Source organism: Streptomyces sp. CB02923 (assembly GCF_001905005.1).
GTDB lineage: Bacteria > Actinomycetota > Actinomycetes > Streptomycetales > Streptomycetaceae > Streptomyces.
Map to the genome: position 1 here is coordinate 463,492 of NZ_LWKZ01000025.1, position 17,670 is coordinate 481,161.

Below are 17,670 nucleotides of genomic sequence, written 5' to 3' on the forward strand. Positions count from 1 at the left end.
GGCTCGTGGTGAGGGGGCGCACGAAGAGGGACGGGCGCGTCGGGAGGCTGGTGCCCGTACTGGTGCCCGTGCTCGTGTCCCTGCCGGTGCTGGCGGGTCCCGCGGCGGCGGGGCCCACGGCAGGTTTACGGGACAGCCTGCCCGCCTACAGGACGGCGCCTGGCGCCCGGCCCGTACAGGGCACCCAGGGCCCGTCCGGAGCGCCGCGGATCGGGCCCGGGACGTACACCGACTCCCTCGCCCGCGGCGACGAGAAGTTCTACGCCGTGCGGCTGGACGGGAAATCCAGCGGCTACTTCTCCGCGGTAGCCGCGCCGCGGCCCGGCAGCGAGGTCGCGGACCACACCGAGAGCCTGAAGGTCAGCCTCCGGGACGCGGACGGCAACGCGTGCTCCCCGGGCGGCAGTACGGCCTTCCACGGCCGCGGCATGGCGTACCCGATCGCCGACTACGCCACCCGGCGGGCCGACGGCCCGCGGACCAACTGCCAACGGGCAGGCGCCTACTACGTCGTGGTCAAGCGGGCGGGCCGGACGTCGGCGGAGGGGGCGGGCCGCTGGCCCGTCGAACTGCGCTACCAGCGCGAGCCCGGCCTCACGGGCACACCGCCCGCACAGCCCGGTCCGGGCACCTGGTCCACCGCGACGCCCGTACCGCTGAGCGGCGGCACGAAGAAGGACGCCAAGGGCGGCACCGGCTTCAACGACGCCGGGCCGATCGGCAAAGGGGTGTGGCAGGACCGGATCAGGCCGGGGGAGACCCGCTTCTACCGGGTGCCGGTGGACTGGGGGCAGCAGCTCAGCGTGAGTGTGGAGCTGCCGGGCGGGGCGCTCACGGGCGGGGCGCTGTCCGGCGGGGACCCGAGGGCGGGGACGGCCCGGGGGCCGGGTGCGGTGGCCGGTTCGCGGCTCGTGGCGAGTGCTCTGGGGCTGGGGGTCTACAACCCGGCGCGGGGCCCGGTCAGCGACACCCGTTTCATCGCGTACGACGGGAAACCGGCCGCCGCCAGGGTCGTCACGGCCCCGGTGGACTACGGCAACCGTTACAACGCCACCGCCCCGGTCAGCGCGATGCGCTTCGCGGGCTCGTACTACCTTGCCGTGTCGCTCCACCCGGACGCCGCGAAGTACTTCAAGGACGGCACCCCGATAACTCTGCGCGTCGATCCTGCGGGCCGCCCGCAGCGCGGCCCCGACTACCGTGAGAAAACCACCGACTTCTCCGTCACGCCGCAGGAACGGACAGCGTCCGAAGCTGGTATGACGACGCAACAGGTGGCTCAGAGCGGCACCTTGCGCATGGTGGGGTACGGAGGCATCAGCACAGGAACGGTGCTGCTGCTGGCGCTTGGGGTGTGGGCGGTGGCAGCGCGCTGGAGAGGCGGCGGAGCGAGCAGGCCGCGCTGAACCGTACGTAGTCCTGATCCGGTGTGGCCTTCGGCGTAGTGCGCGGACGGGCGGTCGGGCGTCTGGGCGTCTGGGCATCCGGGGGGGGGGCGCCGGTGCCGTCAGCTGGCGGCAAGTGCCCAGATGCCGAAGGCTATGCAGAGCAGTGCCACGACGATCACCGGCACCGCGACCTTAGGAGGCGGCCCTGGCCGCTGTTGCGGTAACGCCCGGTGCCGGCGGACCGCAGCGCGTCCGGCGGGCGGCAGGGGCTGCTGGTGGCCGGGTGTGTAGGGGCGGGTGGCTGGAGGCCGGGCCGGCGGGCTGCCGTGGAAGTGGGGCCGGGCCGGGGGCACGGTGGGGGGTGTGGTGGGCGGCTGGGGGACCGCGTACGGGTGTCCGTGTGGGCCCGGCTGCTGAGGCGCGGCCTGGTGCGGTGTGGCCTGCTGGGCGTCTGGTGTGTGCCCGCCGGGTGTGTGCGCGCCGGGAGTGGCCGCGTCTGGTGTGTGCGCGCCGGGTGTGTGCGCGCCGGGGAGCCCAGTGCTCGGTGTGTGCTCGGGGCCCGGTGCGTGCGCCGCGGGGTGCTGCGGGGCGGGTAAGCCGGAGGACGGGGGCGCGAGGGGGAAGCTGCCGGTGTCGGACATGCTGGTCGGAGGCGGCGACATCGGCGGTGGCGACATCGGAGGCGCCGACATCGGCGGTGGCGGTGTCGACGTCGGCGGGGATGCCGGTGCCGGTGGAGCCGCTCCCGGCTGCTTCGGCTGCTTCGGTTGCCTGGGCCGCAGCGGACCGTTCGGCCCGAACCCGGACGGCAGCGGCCCGATGTGGTCGAAGACCTCGACGAGTTCGTCCTCGATCGTCGCTTCCGGCAGCAGCTCGGCCGCCGCGAGAAGCGCCTTGCGCGCGCCCGCGGCCGTTTTGAAGCGCAGGTCCGGGTCCGGCTGCAGCAAGTTCGCCAGCACCTGCCACAGCGGCTCTGCGATGTCCTCCGGGGCCTCCGGCGTACCGTGCTGTGCGAAGTGCTCGATCAGGCTCTGGGCGTCCGGCCTGGAGCCGGTCAGCAGGTGCAACGCGACCAGGCCGACCGCGAAGAGGTCGCCGGGGAAGTCGGGCTCGGCGCCCAGCATCTGCTCCGGCGCGAAGTAACCGGGCGTCCCCACGACGTAATTGGCGTCCGTCAGCCGCGGCTCGCCCTTGCGCATCGAGATGCCGAAGTCGGACAGCCGCACGTGCGGGCGGCCGGTGCCGGTCGACTCCAGAAGGATGTTCGCGGGCTTGATGTCGCGGTGCACGATGCCTTCCGCGTGCACCGCCGTCAGCCCCGACAGCAGCTGGTCGAGGAGTACGCACGCCAGGCGCGGCGGCAGCGGCCCGTAGTCCCCTACGAGGTGCGCCAGCGAGCCGCCGTGCACCAGGTCCATGGTGAACAGGACCTTGTCGTCGTCCGCCGCCCAGCTCGCGGGGGCCAGTACGTGGGGGTGGTCGATCCGTACGGCCTGCTCGCGTACGAAGCGCAGCAGCGTGTGCGCGTCGCTCTGCTGCAGGACCTTGGCCGCCACGTAGCGGCGGCGGCGCTGGTCCCAGGCGCGCCAGACGGCGCCCACGCCGCCCCGCCCGATCGGGTCGATCAGCTCGTACCGACCGGCGAAGACCTCACCCATTGCGCCCCGTCCGCCTACCGAACCACCGAACTGCCCGCTTCCCCGGGGCCGTCGCGCGCCGCCCCGGCCGCTCGCCGTCTAACTCTGGTGGGATTCGTAGTGGGAGACCGCGTCGGCGGTGCGTCCCGCTCCGTAAACCCTGAGGAACTCTGCCAGTTCGGGGTGGGTGGGGGCGAGGGAGTTCGCGGCGTCGATGATGTCGCCGGCGGCCGAAACCGAGCGCAAGAGCGACTGGATCTCGCGCACCACGCGCCGTACGGTCGTCGCCCCCGTGGACGACGTGGCCTGCGCGGTGTTGTTCAGCACCGACCCGCCCGCGGTCTTCTTGATCTCGTCCATCCGGTCGGTGGCCTCGGCGGCGCTCACGCTGCCGTCCGCCACCTGCCCGGCCAGTTCCTGGAGCGCCTGGACCCGCTGGACGACGGCGGGGTTGCCGATCTTGGCCCGCTGGCCGCTCATGAGCTGCGACAGCATGGGCGCGGAGAGCCCCAGGACGGACGCGAGACGGGCCTGGTTGAGACCGAGATCGTCGATGAGACGGCGGAACAGCGCTCCGAGAGGCTCGCCGTACCAGCTGCGCTGCAGCTCCCGAGCGCGCGCGGTGGCTTCTTGCTGTGCTGCGTCCATGGCGTCTCCCCTGTCTCCCCGATCGCGCTTCGCTGCCGCGAATCTCGCGAAGCATCCTACGGAGAGCACCTGCGTGCGGCGATACCCGGTCGGGAAACCTCCCGGGCACCGGGTACCCTGGTTCGCGACGGGGCCTTAGCTCAGTTGGTAGAGCGCTGTCTTTGCATGGCAGATGTCAGGGGTTCGACTCCCCTAGGCTCCACAAGACCAGACCCCTCCCGCCCGCGGAAACGCGGAGGGGAGGGGTCTTTTCCGTGCCTGGGGGGCCGGGGTCGTCGGGCGGGTCAGGGCTTGGGCCCGCCGCGTTCCTCCGCCTCGGCCTCGGCCTGCTTGGCCTGGACCTCGGGGTCCAGGGCGGTTGCCTCCGGGGTGCCGTCGACGGCGGTCAGGGTGGCGCGTTCGCTGACCTCGGTGGGGGCCGGGGGCTCGACCAGCCAGTCCGGGTTGGCCTGCTTGTCCCACCACTTCCAGGCGGCGTAGGCGCCGCCGGCGACGAGACCCACGATCGCGAGGCGCTTGGCGGCCTTGCCTGCGCGCCGGCGGCGGTTGTGCTTCTTGACGAGCTTCTCGATCTCCTTGGCCGACACCTGGCCGCGGAGGGCCGCGATGGCCGCGGTGCCGCGTGCCACGGCCTGCTCGCGGACCGGTTCGGCCGCGGCGCGTGCGCTGTGCACGGCGTGCTCGACGCGTGGCGCGGTGTAGTCGGCGGCCTGGCGGGCGGCCTTGCGGGTGCGCTTGGCGGCCCGGCTCGCGGCCGCGTCCACCTTGGGCGGCAGGGCGCCGCGGGCGTGCTCGATGTGCGGCTGCAGACGGGCGTCGTACTGGCTGCGGGCCTGGTGAGCGGCCTCGGCCACCTTGGGTGCCAGTCGTGTACGGGCCTCGATCGCGTAGTGCGCGGCGGTGTCCTTGGCCGTACCGGCATACGGAGCCACCACCTCCGCCGCGTGCCGCACGCTGTCCTTGGCCGAACTGGTCGCCGCGCGCACGCTGTCCTTGCGGGTCACGGGATCCTCCTCCTCGGTGGCGTGTCCGGGGGGCTCGGGGGTTGTCCCCCAATGTCTGCTGTGTCGCCTGTCCACCCGGTTCAAGATCATGCCTGCCCGTACGACATACGGCATGCGCGGGCGGGCATCCGGGTCATTGGGGGCCTTACGGAGCCTTGCGATGACAATGCCACGGTTTGCCGGACCGTGCGCCGGTTCGGTGGGTACTGGTGGCGGAAAGAGGAACGGGAAGGCGGCGGTGTCCGGGTGCCGGACGGACGTCCATGCGAGGATCGGGAACCGTCAGCGCAGACTTATGGAAGGTAGATCGTGGCTGAAGAGCTCTACGCCACCCTGAAGACCAACCAGGGCGACATCGAGATTCGGCTCCTGCCGAACCACGCTCCGACGACGGTGAAGAACTTCGTCGAACTCGCCAAGGGCGAGCGCGAGTGGACCCACCCGGAGACCGGCAAGAAGTCCACGGACAAGCTGTACGACGGCACGGTCTTCCACCGGGTGATCAGCGGTTTCATGATCCAGGGCGGTGACCCGCTGGGCAACGGCACCGGCGGCCCGGGATACGAGTTCAAGGACGAGTTCCACCCGGACCTGTCCTTCAACAAGCCGTACCTGCTGGCCATGGCCAACGCCGGTCCGGGCACCAACGGCTCGCAGTTCTTCATCACGGTCTCGCCGACCACCTGGCTGACCGGCAAGCACACCATCTTCGGTGAGGTCACCACCGACGCGGGCAAGAAGGTCGTGGACGCCATCGGGGCGGTCCAGACCAACCCGCGCACCGACCGCCCGGTCAGCGACGTCGTGATCGAGTCGGTCGTCGTCGAGACCCGCTGACGCGCGGCGTCGCGACACCGTGGCGTCCGGCCCGGGAGCCCCGTAGTGGCCCGGGTCGCGGACGCGCGGGAACCATTGCGCCCTGCCCGGTCGTAGATCGGGTGGGGCGCGCACGTCGTTCGTGCGGTGACGTCCGCACGGATTCGGCACGAGGGACCGAGGGGACCATGGACCAGGCGCCGGGCAGCCCGCAGGAGCCGCAGGACGCGCGGGCGGGCGATGCCGCGCCCGGCTGCTACCGCCATCCGGACCGGGCGACGGGCATCAGCTGTACGCGCTGCGACCGGCCCGTCTGCCCCGAGTGCATGGTCAGTGCATCGGTCGGTTTCCAGTGCCCGGAGTGCGTACGCGGCGGCAGCGGTACGGGCCGTACGGCGCAGGCCACCGCCCCCCGGACGATCGCGGGCGGCTCGCTCGCCGCGGACACCCGCCTGCTGACCAAGATCCTGATCGGCATCAACGTCGCGGTGTTCATCGCGGTGCTGGCGGTGGGCAGCGGCCTGGTCCAGGACCTGGAGATGATCGGCGGGGCCTTCGTCCCCGAGGACCTGAAGTTCATCGGCGTCGCCGAGGGAGAGTTCTACCGCCTGCTGACGGCGGCGTTCCTGCACCAGGAGCCGATGCACATCATCTTCAACATGCTCTCGCTGTGGTGGCTGGGACCGCCGCTGGAGGCAGCCCTCGGCCGGGTCCGCTTCCTTGCGCTCTACCTGGTCTCCGCCCTCGGCGGCAGCGCCCTGTCGTATCTGCTCGCCGCGCAGAACCAGCCCTCGCTGGGTGCGTCCGGCGCGGTCTTCGGCCTGCTCGGCGCGACGGCCATACTGATGCGCCGCCTGAGGTACGACATGCGGCCGGTGCTGATCCTGCTGGCGCTGAACCTGGTCTTCACGTTCGCCTGGCCCAACATCGCCTGGCAGGCGCATGTCGGCGGGCTGGTCGTGGGCGCCGCCGTGACGTACGGGATGGTGCACGCGCCGCGGGAGCGGCGGGCGCTGGTGCAGGGCGCGACGTTCGCGGTGGCGTTCCTCGTGATCGTCGCGGTGGTGTGGGTGCGGACCGTCCAGCTCGTGGGCTGAGCGGGGGGCGGGCGGGTGCGAGCCGTCGGCGTGCGGCTGTGAGGTACCCGGTCTGCGCGTTACCCGGTCGGTGAGGTCCCTGGTCGGTGAGGTCCCCGGTCGGTGAGGTACTTGCTCTGTGCGTGCCCGCTCTGTGGAGGCTCTGTGAAGGCGCTCCGGCCCGGGTTGTCCACAGTGTGTGTCGGATCTTGTGCACCGGGTGGGGAACGGGTGTTCCGCTCTGTACTGAGCTGCGTTTTCCCAGGAAGAGCGGGGTGAGGCGGTGGTCCGGGTGGCGGGTCGCCGGTCACACCGGCGTCAACGGCCGGGAAGTTATCCACAGATCTTCTGAAGTTTTCCCCGGCTGTGGATAACCGTGTGGATGGCCTTGGGCAGGGCTTGCGCGACGGTGCCCCCGGCAGGCGCGTGACAGCGGCCCGGGCAGGGGCGGCCGCCTGGGCCGCCCTGCCGGGCGTGGTCGTCCTGGAAGGCCGGTGTCACCGGTGACTGCGGCCGGTCCGGGCTACTTCCACTGGGTGGACACGCCGAAGCCCAGCGCGATGAAGCCGAACCCGCAGACGATGTTCCAGTTGCCCATCGCCTTGACGGGCATGTCGCCCCCGGTCACATAGAAGAGCACGATCCACACCAGACCGATCAGGAACAGCGCCAGCATCACCGGAGCGACCCAGCCACGTCCGGAACTCATGCGCAGGCTGGTGGTCTGCTTCGCCGGCGGCGGCGTGAAGTCGTCCTTCTTGCGGATCCGTGACTTCGGCACGAGGAACTCTCCTGTCGATGATCTGCGTGACCGCACTGGGGGCGGAAGATGCGTGATGCGGGCCGTTCGGGGAGCGACGGGGAGCGGTTTTCCTCCCCGGGCGTCCGTTAGCGTAGTGCTTCCGCGGCGTCGTAAGGAGCAAGGGTACGTTGAGCACTTCCGCTGACTCCCCCGGCCGCCCGCCGCGCCGCCGCCTGCGGCCGGTGCGTCTGCTGACCCTGGCGGTCTTCGCGCTCGCCGGGCTGATCTTCTGGCTGAGCTTCGACACCGCACGCGGTACGGACCTGCGCTCCGACGACTCGATGCTGCGCCTGTCCGACCTCATCCAGGAACGCAGCCACAAGAACGGCGCCAACGACGAGCGCATCGCCGCGCTGCGCGACGAGGTGGACACCCTCGCGCACCAGGACAGTGGCAGTTCCAAGGCCGAAGACGCCAAGCTGGCGGCGCTGGAGAAGCACGCGGGCACCAAGCCGGTCGACGGCCAGGGCATGACCGTCACCCTCACCGACGCCCCGCCGAACGCCACCGCGAAGATCCCCGGCGTGCCGGAGCCGCAGCCCAACGACCTGGTCATCCACCAGCAGGACCTGCAGGCCGTGGTCAACGCCCTGTGGCAGGGCGGTGCCAAGGGGATCCGGGTCATGGACCAGCGGCTGATCTCCACCAGCGCGGTGCGCTGTGTCGGCAACACCCTGATCCTCCAGGGCCGCGTCTACTCGCCCCCGTACAAGGTCACCGCCGTCGGCGACCGCGAGGCGCTGAACAGGGCGCTGACCGCCTCGCCGGCCATCCAGAACTACATGCAGTACGTGAACGCCTACGGCCTCGGCTGGAAAGTCGACCAGCACGAGGCGGTGACTCTGCCCGGCTACTCCGGCACAGTGGATCTCCACTACGCACAGCCTGTGAAGCCGTGATCCGCCGGCCGCCCGCATCGGCCCCGGCGGCCGGGGAGGGGGCGGTCCGCAATGACGGCACGGTCCGGCGCGGCGGCGCGGTCCGGGGCGAGGGGGCGGTCCGGCGCGGGGCGGCGGCCCGCCACGACGGCGCGGCTGGTCGTGCGAACGCTCAGCGAGGTCTGCGTCACCGTTGGCACGTTGATGGTGCTCTTCGTGGTGTACGTCCTGTTCTGGACGGGGGTACGGGCCGACAGCGCGATGGACGGCGAGATCGGCAAGCTCCGGGACCGGTGGTCCGCCGGCCCGGCCGCCACCGCCTCCCCGGACGGAGCCGACGGGCAGCCGGACGGTTCCCGCGAGCAGCCGCGGTACGAAAGCGGCACGTCCTTCGCCGTGATGTACATCCCCCGCTTCGGCGCCGGCTGGAGCAAGCCGGTGCTGGAGGGCACCGGGGCGGACGTACTGAAGAAGGGGCTGGGGCACTACGGCCGCACCGCGCGGCTCGGTGAGACGGGCAACTTCGCGGTGGCCGGGCACCGCCGTACCTATGGCGACCCGTTCAAGGACTTCCCGGCGCTGCGGCCGGGCGACGCGGTGGTCCTCACGGACGGGACGACCTGGTTCACGTACCGGATCGACGGGCGTCCCTACACGACGCTGCCCACCGACATCGGAGTCATCGATCCGGTACCCCGCAAATCGGGATACAACGGTCCGGGGCGTTACCTCACCCTGACGACCTGCGAGCCGGAGTGGGGCCACAGCCACCGGCTGATCGTCTGGGCTCACCTGGATTCCACCCAACCCGTGGAGCGTGGAAGGCCGTCGGCTTTGACCGGCTGACCCCCCGGTCCCCGCCCTCGCCCCTTAGTCTGGTGGGGCGATCGACATCGATCGACACGGTCATCGTCATCGGCGAGTGGGGACAGCGACAGCATGTACGGCTGGATCTGGCGGCATCTGCCGGGCAACGTATGGGTGAAGGCGCTGCTTTCACTCGTGCTGGTGCTGGCGATCGTCTACGTGCTCTTCCAGTACGTCTTCCCGTGGGCGGAGCCGCTGCTCCCCTTCAATGACGTCACCGTCGACCGAGGAATGGACGCCGTCCGATGACCGCAAGGATCCTCGTTGTCGACAACTACGACAGCTTCGTCTTCAACCTCGTCCAGTACCTCTACCAACTGGGTGCCGAATGTGAGGTGCTGCGCAACGACGAGGTCGAGCTGCGGCACGCACAGGACGGGTTCGACGGCGTGCTGCTCTCCCCGGGCCCCGGTGCCCCGGAGCAGGCCGGTGTCTGTGTCGACATGGTCCGGCACTGTGCCGACACGGGGGTGCCGATCTTCGGCGTCTGCCTCGGTCTGCAGTCGATGGCGGTCGCGTACGGCGGTGTCGTGGGCCGGGCCCCCGAGCTGCTGCACGGCAAGACCTCCCTGGTCTCCCACGAAGGCGCGGGCGTCTTCAAGGGGCTGCCCACGCCCTTCACCGCCACCCGTTACCACTCCCTGGCCGTCGAGCCCGGCACCGTCCCCGACGAGATGGTGGTCACCGCCTGGACGGGCGACGACGCCGGGTCCGGAGTGGCGATGGGGCTGCGGCACCGCGAACTTCCGGTGGAGGGTGTGCAGTTCCACCCCGAGTCGGTACTGACCGAGTGGGGCCACCGGATGCTCGCCAACTGGCTGGTGGAGTGTGGCGATTCCGGTGCGGTGGAGCGCTCGGCGGGGCTTGCCCCGGTGGTCGGCAAGGTCGGCGCGTGACTGACCTCCGCCGCGAGCGCGAGGGGAGGTCGGACGAGCCGTCGCGTGATGCCGGGGGCACGTACGGCCGGGACGCGTTCGAGGCGGCCGTCGGTCAGCTGGACGACCCGCTGACGGACCCGCTCCCGGGCAACCCGCCGGCGCGGGAGCGGCAACCGGGCCCCGAGCGGAACGCGCAGCCGGGACCGGCGCAGCCCGCCCCGGCGAAGAGCGGTTCCCCGTGGTTCCGCCCGCACCAGGCCCCGGCGGCGCCCCCCGCGCCGCAGCGGGGACCGGACCCGAATCAGGCTCCGCACCGTACGGCGAACGGTCCGATACCCGGTCCGGCTCAGACCCCGGCGTCTGCGTACGTCGCGGAACCGGGCCCGACGCCCGCGCCCACGGCGGACCCGTTCCTGAACCCGTCCTTGGATCCGCCGTATGTGCCGGGCCCGGTCAGCGCTGCGGACTCGGTCGCCGGTGCCCCCGATCCGCTGCACGCTTCGGGGGCGGTGCCCGCCCCCGATCCGCTGCACGCTCGTGCTCCGGGTCCGGGCCCCGTCTCGGACCCCGCCTACGACGCCGAGACCATGGCGCTCCGTCAGGCCGAGGAGCGGGGCGGCGACCGCCGCGGGCCGGACGTTGTTTCACGTGAAACAGAGCCCGCGTCGTCGGCTTCCGATCCGGCAGCTTCGACGTCGGCAGTGACCGGTGGCCGAGCCGCGCGCCGTAAAGCCGCCCAGGAGGCCGCCAAACGCGGTAACAGGCGTACGCGGCGCGGTTCCTCCTCGAACACTGCCGACGCCCCTTCGTCGGCCACTGAGGCGCCTTCCGCGCCCATGTCGCGCGTGGAGGCCCGCCGGGCCGAGCGGGCCCTCAAGGACAGCCCGGGGGTCATCGCGAGCCGGGCCATGGGCGAGGTGTTCATCACCCTCGGCGTCCTGATGCTCCTCTTCGTCACCTACCAGCTGTGGTGGACGAACGTCCTGGCGCACCAGCAGGCGGGCGGCACCGCCAGCAGTCTGGAGCACGAGTGGGACGAGGGTGCCGAGGACCGCAAGCCCGATGCCTTCTCGCCCGGCCAGGGCTTCGCGATCATGTATATCCCCAAGCTGGACGTGAAGGTCCCGATCGCCGAGGGCATCAGCAAGCCCGCGGTGCTGGACCGCGGCATGGTCGGCCACTACGACAAGAACAGCGTGAAGACCGCGATGCCCTGGGACAAGCAGGGCAACTTCGCCGTGGCCGGGCACCGCAACACCCATGGTGAGCCGTTCCGCTACATCAACAAGCTGGCCAAGGGCGACAAGATCGTCGTCGAGACGGGCAGCACGTACTACACGTACGAGATGGAGAGCATCCTCCCGCAGACCTCGCCGCGGAACATCGGGGTGATCGGCCCGGTGCCGCCGGGTTCCGGCTTCAAGGGCCCCGGCCGCTACCTCACGCTCACGACCTGCACCCCGGAATTCACCAGTACCTACCGGATGATCGTCTGGGGCAAGATGGTCGAGGAGCGGCCGCGGAGCAAGGGCAAGCCGGATGCGCTCGTCAGCTGAGCGAACGTAAGAGGGGTACCAACGCGGTGACTGCCACCGGACACGACGAGGACACCGGGCCGGCGGCGGAGCGGCCGAGGTCCGCGCCGCCGCGCCGTCTGCGCGGGCGTATCGCCACCGTCGTCAGCGTCATCGGCGAATTGCTGATCACGGCAGGGCTGATCCTCGCCCTCTTCGTCGCCTACTCGCTGTGGTGGACGAACGTCCTCGCCGACCGTGAGGCGCACAAACAGGGCGACACGGTGCGCAAGAACTGGGCGCGGGCCCCGCAGACCCCGCAGGGCCCCGGCGTGCTCGACACCAAGGACGGCATCGGCTTCCTGCACGTACCGGCGATGAAGAACGGTGAGGTGCTCGTCAAGAAGGGCATCGAGCCCGAGGTCCTCAACGAGGGCGTCGCCGGTTACTACACCGAGCCGGTCAAGTCCGCCCTTCCGCAGGACAAGAAGGGCAACTTCTCGCTGGCCGCGCACCGGGACGGGCACGGTGCGAAGTTCCACAACATCGACAAGCTCAAGGACGGCGACCCGATCGTCTTCGAGTCCAAGGACACCTGGTACATCTACAAGGTCTACGCGTCCCTGGACGAGACCTCGAAGTACAACGTGGACGTCCTGGACGAGGTCCCCAAGGAGTCCGGCAAGCGCAAGCCGGGCCGCTACATCACGCTGACGACCTGCACGCCGGTCTACACCTCCTCGTACCGCTACATCGTCTGGGGCGAGCTGGAGCGCACGGAGAAGGTCGACGCGAAGCGCACCCCGCCGAAGGAACTGCGCTAAGGACGGCATCGGCCTACGGCGGTCCCCCGGCCGCTCCCGACGCCTCCCGGCCGCCTCTCGCCGCCCTCAGCAGCCCCCGAAGCTCCCGGCTGCTCCCGAAAGCCCTCGGCTGCCCTCGACCGTCCCCCCGGCGTCCTCGGCGTCCTCGGCGGCCTCGGCGGCCCTCCGGCCCCTCCCCGCCGTCACACCCCCGCTCCCACCCGCGCCCCCACCCTCTCCCCCCACCCTCGCCCACAGCAGAGCCCCGGCCCCCTCGAAGGGTGCCGGGGCTCTCCCGTACGGCAGTGGGTGCCGGTCAGTGCCTGTTGTGCCGTCCCCACCAGCCGCTCGGGTTGCCGAAGATGTCTCCGTCGTCACCGCCGTCGTCCCCGCTCGGGGCGCCCATCGTGGTGAGTGTCACCGTCGTGGTCCCGGGGGCGGACGGGGTGTTCGGCTGCGGGTCCTGGGTGATCACGCGGGCCTTGTCGTCCTGCGAGCTGCCGTTCGCGAACTGGATGTTCGTGAAGCCGGCGTCCTGCAGGGCCTTCTTGGCGTCCTTGACGGACTGGCCGACGACGGTGGGCACCGGCTTCTGCTCGGCCGCCTTGCCGACGGTCAGCGTGACCGTCGAGCCCTTCGTGGCCTGCGTGTTGCCGTCCGGGGACTGCTTGGTGACCTTGCCGGCCTGGTTCGGGTCGGAGACCTCTTCCTCGGTCTTGCTGACCTGGAAGCCGAGGTCGGTCAGCTGCTTGGAGGCGGTGTTGAAGTCCTGGCCGGTCACCGGCGGCACGGTCGCGGTCGGCGACTTCTTGGCGACGATCAGAGTGATCTTGGTCTTCTTGGTGCCCTCGGACTGGCTCTTGGGGTCCTGGTCGATGACCGTCCCCTCCGGGCGTTCGGAGACCCGCTCGGACTTCTGGACGTCCTCGAAGCCCTTGTTGGTCAGGTCTTCCTTCGCCTTGTCGAAGGTCAGGCCCGTGACGTCGGGGATGGTGACCTTCTCCGGCCCGGTGCACATCGTCACCGTCACCGTGCCGTCCTTGGCGACCTCCTTGCCGGCGGCCGGGGACTGCTTGGTGACCTGGTCCTTCTCGACGTTCTCGCAGGCCGTGCTGCCGCCCTTGGCGACCTTGAACCCGCCGTTGACGCCGGACGACTTGGCCTGTTCGAAGGTTTTCCCGGTCAGCTCCGGCACCTTGACGTCGCTGCTGCTGCTCCTGTCGCTGAACATCGCCTTGCCGATGAAGATCGCACCGGCCAGCACGAGGACGCCCGCGACGACCAGCAGGATCGTCGAGGTGTGCTTCTTCTTCTGGCCGCCGCCACCACCGCCACGGCGCCGGTCGGGCCGCTCGTCGTAGCCGTAACCGCCGTCGTCCGGGTTCATCGGCGGCAGCATCGACGTCTGGCCCGCCGGATCCTGCGGGCGCAGCATCGTCGTCGGCTGGTCCTGGTCGTAGCCGACCGCGCCGAGGGCGGCGGTCGCCGCGACCGGCTGCCCGTCGAGGGCCGCCTCGATGTCGGCGCGCATCTCGTCCGCCGACTGGTAGCGGTAGTCGGGGTCCTTGACCAGTGCCTTGAGGACGATGGCGTCCATCTCGGGCGTGATCTCGGGGTCGAAGTTGCTCGGCGGCTGCGGCTCTTCCCGTACGTGCTGGTAGGCCACGGCGACGGGTGAGTCGCCGACGAACGGCGGCCGGACGGTGAGCAGCTCGTAGAGCAGACAGCCCGTCGAGTACAGGTCGGAGCGCGCGTCGACCTGCTCGCCCTTGGCCTGCTCGGGCGAGAGGTACTGCGCCGTGCCGATGACCGCGGCGGTCTGCGTCATCGTCATACCGGCGTCGCCCATCGCGCGGGCGATGCCGAAGTCCATGACCTTCACCTGGCCGGTGCGGGTCAGCATGACGTTGGCCGGCTTGATGTCGCGGTGCACGATGCCGGCCCGGTGCGAGTACTCCAGCGCCTGGAGCACGCCGATGGTCATCTCCAGCGACCGCTCGGGCAGCAGCTTGCGACCGGAGTGCAGCAGCTCACGCAGGGTGGAACCGTCCACGTACTCCATGACGATGTACGGGATGGAGACGCCGTCGACGTAGTCCTCGCCGGTGTCGTACACGGCGACGATCGACGGGTGGTTCAGCGAGGCGGCCGACTGGGCCTCACGGCGGAACCGGGCCTGGAAGGACGGGTCGCGGGCGAGGTCCACGCGCAGCGTCTTCACAGCGACGGTGCGGCCCAGGCGGGTGTCATGCGCGAGGTAGACCTCGGCCATTCCGCCGCGGCCGAGCACCGAGCCCAGCTCGTACCGGCCGCCGAGGCGACGCGGCTCTTCCATAAGCTACTCCAGCCCTCTCCGTCAGTCCCGACCGCACCCGTGTGTGGTCCGGCGGTGTGCTGTTCGGGCATACCGTACCCGGCACACCATGCGGGGCCCGGTCGCGACCGGCACCTGATATCCGACCGGTATTGGCGTGACCGGGGTCACTTCTTGCCGTCGAGTACCGCCTCCATGACCTTCTTGGCGATGGGGGCGGAGAGCTTGCCGCCCGCGATGTCGTCGCGGAGTGTGTCCGAGCTCTCGATCACGACGGCGACGGCCACCGGCGTTCCCTTGGCGGTCTTGGCGTAGGAGATGAACCAGGCGTACGGGTTGTCCTTGTTGTCCTCGCCGTGCTGGGCCGTGCCGGTCTTGCCGCCGACGGTGACGCCGCTGATCTGGGCGTTCGTGCCGGTGCCGTTCTGGACGACGCCCTCCATCATCTCCTGGAGCTTCTGGGCGTTCTCCGGCTTGAGCGGCTGGCTCATCGCCTCCGGCGTGTGCTGCTGCACGACGTTGAGGTTGGGGGCAACCAGCTGGTCGACCATGTACGGCTTCATCAGCTTGCCGCCGTTGGCGATGGCGGAGGTGACCATGGCCATCTGCAGCGGGGTGGCGCGGTTGGACGCCTGGCCGATGCCGGCCATCGCGTTCTGCGGCCGGTTGTCGGTCGGGTAGACGCTCTCGGCGGCCCGTACCGGAGTGTCGACCTCGGGGTTGTTGAAGCCGAACTTCTCCGCCTCGGCCTTCATCGTCTTGTTGCCGAGATCCGCGCTGACCTTGCCGAAGACGGTGTTGCAGGACCAGCGCAGCGCTTCCTTGAGGCTGGCGTTCTCGCAGGGGATGTTGCCCTCGTTCTTCAGCGGCTGGTGCGCGGTGTCCGGCAGGTAGTAGGGCAGCGGCGAGTCCGTCTTGGCGTTGATGTCGGTGTAGAGACCGTGCTCCAGCGCGGCGGCGGCGGTGACGACCTTGAATGTCGAGCCCGGCGGGTAGGTCTGGCGCAGTGCCCGGTTGAGCATCGGCTCGTCGGGGTTGGCCTTCTTCAGCAGCGCGTTGTACGCCTCGGCGTCCTTGTCGGACATGCCCGCGAAGGTGGAGGGGTCGTACGACGGGGTGCTGGCCAGCGCCAGGATCGCGCCGGTCTCCGGGTTGATCGCGGCGACCGCGCCCTTGTTCTTGCCCAGGCCCTCGAAGGCGGCCTTCTGCGCCTTGGCGTTCAGGGTGGTGACGACGTCGCCGCCCTTCTGCTTCTCGCCGGTGAACATGTCGACCGTACGGCTGAAGAAGAGCTTGTCGTCGGTGCCGGACAGGATGCTGTCGTTCAGCTTCTCCAGCTGGTTGGAGCCGAACGCCTGGGACGCGTAGCCGGTGACCGGCGACCACATCGGGCCGTCCTTGTACGTCCGCTTGTACTTGAAGTCGCCGCTGTCGTTGGTGGTCGAGCCGGTGATGGCCTTGCCGTCGACGATGATGTTGCCGCGGGGCTGGCTGTAGCGCTCGATGGCCACGCGCCGGTTGTTCGTGTCGTTCTTCAGCTCGTCGGCCTGTACGAACTGCACCCAGTTGACGCGGATGAGCAGGGAGAGAACCAGCAGGCCGCAGAAGATGGCTACGCGGCGCAGAGGCTTGTTCACGGTCGGACCACCTGGGTCATCTCGGCATCGGTGGAGGGTGCCGGGGCCGGGGCGGGGCGTCGCGCGGTGTCGCTGATGCGCAGCAGGAGCGCGACCAGGGCCCAGTTCGCGATGACGGAGGAGCCGCCCTGCGCCAGGAACGGCATCGTCATACCGGTGAGCGGGATCAGGCCGGTCACACCGCCGGCGACGACGAAGACCTGGAGGGCGAAGGCGCCGGACAGACCGATGGCGAGGAGCTTGCCGAACGGGTCGCGGGCGGCCAGCGCCGTACGGATACCGCGCTCGATGAGCAGGCCGTACAGCAGCAAAATCGCCATCAGGCCGGCGAGGCCGGCTTCCTCGCCGACGGTGGCGAGGATGTAGTCGCTCTTGGGCGCGATGCCGCCGATGAGGCGGGAGTAGCCCTGGCCGAGGCCGGAGCCGAGGATGCCGCCGGAGCCGAAGGAGTACATGGCCTGGGCGGTCTCGGTGACGCCGCCGTTGAGCAGCTCCAGGGGGTTGAGCCAGTTGTGCACACGGGTCTGCACGTGCGACTCGAAGGTGGCGACCGCGACCGCGCCGGCGCCGCTGAGCAGCAGGCCGAAGACGATCCAGCTGGTGCGCTCGGTGGCCACGTACAGCATGACCACGAACAGGCCGAAGAAGAGCAGCGAGGTACCGAGGTCGGTCTCGAAGACCAGGATCATCAGGCTCAGCGCCCAGATGACCAGGATCGGTCCGAGGTCGCGGCCGCGCGGCAGGTACAGGCCCATGAAGCGGCGGCTGGCCAGCGCCAGTGCGTCGCGTTTGACCATGAGATAGCCCGCGAAGAAGATCGCGATGACGATCTTGGCGAACTCACCGGGCTGCAGCGAGCCGACGCCGGGGATGGTGATCCAGATACGGGCGCCGAACTTGGCCGGGAAGAAGACCGGGGCGATCAGCAGGATCAGCGCGAGGACCATCGAGATGTAGGTGTAGCGCTGCAGGACACGGTGGTCCTTGAGGAAGATCAGTACGCCGAGGAACAGGGCGACGCCGAGCGTCGACCACATCATCTGCCCGGGGGCCATGGCGCCGCCGAGCTGCTTGGTGGTGATCTGCGGTTCCTGGTCGAGGCGCCAGATGAAGACCAGGCCGAGACCGTTGAGGAGGGTCGCGATGGGCAGCATCAGCGGGTCGGCGTACGGGGCCCACTTGCGTACGACGAGGTGGGTGACGCCGGCCAGCAGGCCGAGGCCGAGGGAGTAGCCCAGGATGCCTGCCGGGACCGAGCCTTCCTTGGCCAGGCCTACGTTGATGTAGGCGAACACCGAGATGAGCACCGCGAAGACGAGCATGGCCAGCTCGGTGTTGCGGCGGCTCGGGGCGCCGATGGTGCCCACGGTGGTCGTGGTGGTGGTGCTGCTCATCAGTTCTACGGCCC

Annotated in this window: 16 protein-coding genes and 1 tRNA gene; 10 read left to right on the top strand and 7 right to left on the bottom strand. The window is 70.2% G+C overall.

Annotated features, from left to right (window positions below; all coding sequences use genetic code 11):
* Positions 1-50: 50 nt before the first annotated feature.
* Positions 51-1,406, top strand: a complete 1,356-nt coding sequence (locus A6A06_RS30230) for a hypothetical protein (RefSeq protein ID WP_073765399.1) — start codon at positions 51-53, stop codon at positions 1,404-1,406.
* A gap of 101 nt (positions 1,407-1,507) precedes the next feature.
* Here the strand turns inward: A6A06_RS30230 and A6A06_RS30235 are convergent, their stop codons facing one another.
* Complete coding sequence (locus A6A06_RS30235) at positions 1,508-3,046, bottom strand: protein kinase domain-containing protein (protein ID WP_073765400.1); 1,539 nt, start codon at positions 3,044-3,046, stop codon at positions 1,508-1,510.
* 78 nt (positions 3,047-3,124) lie between these two features.
* On the bottom strand, positions 3,125-3,673 hold the full coding sequence (locus A6A06_RS30240) for a helix-turn-helix domain-containing protein (protein WP_073765401.1): 549 nt from the start codon (positions 3,671-3,673) through the stop codon (positions 3,125-3,127).
* A 129-nt stretch (positions 3,674-3,802) separates the two neighbouring features.
* On the opposite strand from A6A06_RS30240, the gene A6A06_RS30245 reads away from it, so the two are divergent.
* Positions 3,803-3,875, top strand: a tRNA-Ala gene (locus tag A6A06_RS30245).
* A gap of 82 nt (positions 3,876-3,957) precedes the next feature.
* Here A6A06_RS30245 and A6A06_RS30250 read toward each other — a convergent pair.
* On the bottom strand, positions 3,958-4,677 hold the full coding sequence (locus A6A06_RS30250; RefSeq protein ID WP_073765402.1) for a DUF5324 family protein: 720 nt from the start codon (positions 4,675-4,677) through the stop codon (positions 3,958-3,960).
* 309 nt (positions 4,678-4,986) lie between these two features.
* Here A6A06_RS30250 and A6A06_RS30255 point away from each other — a divergent pair, with 309 nt between their 5' ends.
* Both A6A06_RS30255 and A6A06_RS30260 read left to right on the top strand, forming a co-directional pair.
* The gene (locus tag A6A06_RS30255; RefSeq protein ID WP_073765403.1) at positions 4,987-5,514 is read left to right on the top strand and encodes a peptidylprolyl isomerase; all 528 of its coding nucleotides are present in this window, start codon (positions 4,987-4,989) and stop codon (positions 5,512-5,514) included.
* A 167-nt stretch (positions 5,515-5,681) separates the two neighbouring features.
* Entirely contained in the window at positions 5,682-6,590 is a 909-nt protein-coding gene (locus tag A6A06_RS30260) for a rhomboid family intramembrane serine protease (RefSeq protein ID WP_073765404.1), read from the top strand.
* 502 nt (positions 6,591-7,092) lie between these two features.
* Here A6A06_RS30260 and crgA read toward each other — a convergent pair.
* Entirely contained in the window at positions 7,093-7,350 is a 258-nt protein-coding gene (gene crgA, locus A6A06_RS30265; protein WP_073765405.1) for a cell division protein CrgA, read from the bottom strand.
* A gap of 149 nt (positions 7,351-7,499) precedes the next feature.
* On the opposite strand from crgA, the gene A6A06_RS30270 reads away from it, so the two are divergent.
* The 6 genes from A6A06_RS30270 to A6A06_RS30290 all read left to right on the top strand — a co-directional run bounded on the left by A6A06_RS30270 (position 7,500) and on the right by A6A06_RS30290 (position 12,332).
* The gene (locus A6A06_RS30270) at positions 7,500-8,270 is read left to right on the top strand and encodes a DUF881 domain-containing protein (RefSeq protein ID WP_073765406.1); all 771 of its coding nucleotides are present in this window, start codon (positions 7,500-7,502) and stop codon (positions 8,268-8,270) included.
* Positions 8,271-8,453: 183 nt separating this feature from the next.
* The gene (locus A6A06_RS30275) at positions 8,454-9,095 is read left to right on the top strand and encodes a class E sortase (protein WP_242441048.1); all 642 of its coding nucleotides are present in this window, start codon (positions 8,454-8,456) and stop codon (positions 9,093-9,095) included.
* A 93-nt stretch (positions 9,096-9,188) separates the two neighbouring features.
* Positions 9,189-9,365, top strand: a complete 177-nt coding sequence (locus A6A06_RS42220) for a hypothetical protein (protein ID WP_199931262.1) — start codon at positions 9,189-9,191, stop codon at positions 9,363-9,365.
* Positions 9,362-10,012, top strand: a complete 651-nt coding sequence (locus A6A06_RS30280) for an aminodeoxychorismate/anthranilate synthase component II (RefSeq protein ID WP_073765407.1) — start codon at positions 9,362-9,364, stop codon at positions 10,010-10,012. Before A6A06_RS42220 ends, A6A06_RS30280 begins: the two co-directional genes overlap by 4 nt.
* Positions 10,009-11,550 carry a class E sortase gene (locus tag A6A06_RS30285; RefSeq protein WP_073765408.1) on the top strand — a complete coding sequence of 514 codons (1,542 nt, stop codon included), beginning with the start codon at positions 10,009-10,011 and terminating at the stop codon, positions 11,548-11,550. The genes A6A06_RS30280 and A6A06_RS30285 overlap by 4 nt, the downstream gene beginning before the upstream one ends.
* A gap of 26 nt (positions 11,551-11,576) precedes the next feature.
* On the top strand, positions 11,577-12,332 hold the full coding sequence (locus A6A06_RS30290) for a class E sortase (RefSeq protein WP_073765409.1): 756 nt from the start codon (positions 11,577-11,579) through the stop codon (positions 12,330-12,332).
* 295 nt (positions 12,333-12,627) lie between these two features.
* Here A6A06_RS30290 and pknB read toward each other — a convergent pair whose 3' ends face one another.
* From pknB to A6A06_RS30305, 3 genes are all read right to left on the bottom strand, one after another.
* Positions 12,628-14,646, bottom strand: a complete 2,019-nt coding sequence (pknB, locus tag A6A06_RS30295; protein ID WP_073765410.1) for a Stk1 family PASTA domain-containing Ser/Thr kinase — start codon at positions 14,644-14,646, stop codon at positions 12,628-12,630.
* A gap of 146 nt (positions 14,647-14,792) precedes the next feature.
* On the bottom strand, positions 14,793-16,262 hold the full coding sequence (locus A6A06_RS30300; RefSeq protein WP_073765411.1) for a peptidoglycan D,D-transpeptidase FtsI family protein: 1,470 nt from the start codon (positions 16,260-16,262) through the stop codon (positions 14,793-14,795).
* Positions 16,259-17,656, bottom strand: coding sequence for an FtsW/RodA/SpoVE family cell cycle protein (locus tag A6A06_RS30305; RefSeq protein WP_073765412.1), 1,398 nt, complete (start codon positions 17,654-17,656; stop codon positions 16,259-16,261). The genes A6A06_RS30300 and A6A06_RS30305 overlap by 4 nt, the downstream gene beginning before the upstream one ends.
* Between the last annotated feature and the right edge of the window lie 14 nt (positions 17,657-17,670).

Coding starts and splice junctions, on each gene's coding strand:
- A6A06_RS30260 (WP_073765404.1), top strand. CDS start 5,682: ATGGACCAGGCGCCGGGCAGCCCGCAGGAGCCGCAGGACGCGCGGGCG.
- A6A06_RS30275 (WP_242441048.1), top strand. CDS start 8,454: ATGGTGCTCTTCGTGGTGTACGTCCTGTTCTGGACGGGGGTACGGGCC.
- pknB (WP_073765410.1), bottom strand. CDS start 14,646: ATGGAAGAGCCGCGTCGCCTCGGCGGCCGGTACGAGCTGGGCTCGGTG.
- A6A06_RS30240 (WP_073765401.1), bottom strand. CDS start 3,673: ATGGACGCAGCACAGCAAGAAGCCACCGCGCGCGCTCGGGAGCTGCAG.
- A6A06_RS42220 (WP_199931262.1), top strand. CDS start 9,189: ATGTACGGCTGGATCTGGCGGCATCTGCCGGGCAACGTATGGGTGAAG.
- A6A06_RS30305 (WP_073765412.1), bottom strand. CDS start 17,656: ATGAGCAGCACCACCACCACGACCACCGTGGGCACCATCGGCGCCCCG.
- A6A06_RS30235 (WP_073765400.1), bottom strand. CDS start 3,046: ATGGGTGAGGTCTTCGCCGGTCGGTACGAGCTGATCGACCCGATCGGG.
- A6A06_RS30280 (WP_073765407.1), top strand. CDS start 9,362: ATGACCGCAAGGATCCTCGTTGTCGACAACTACGACAGCTTCGTCTTC.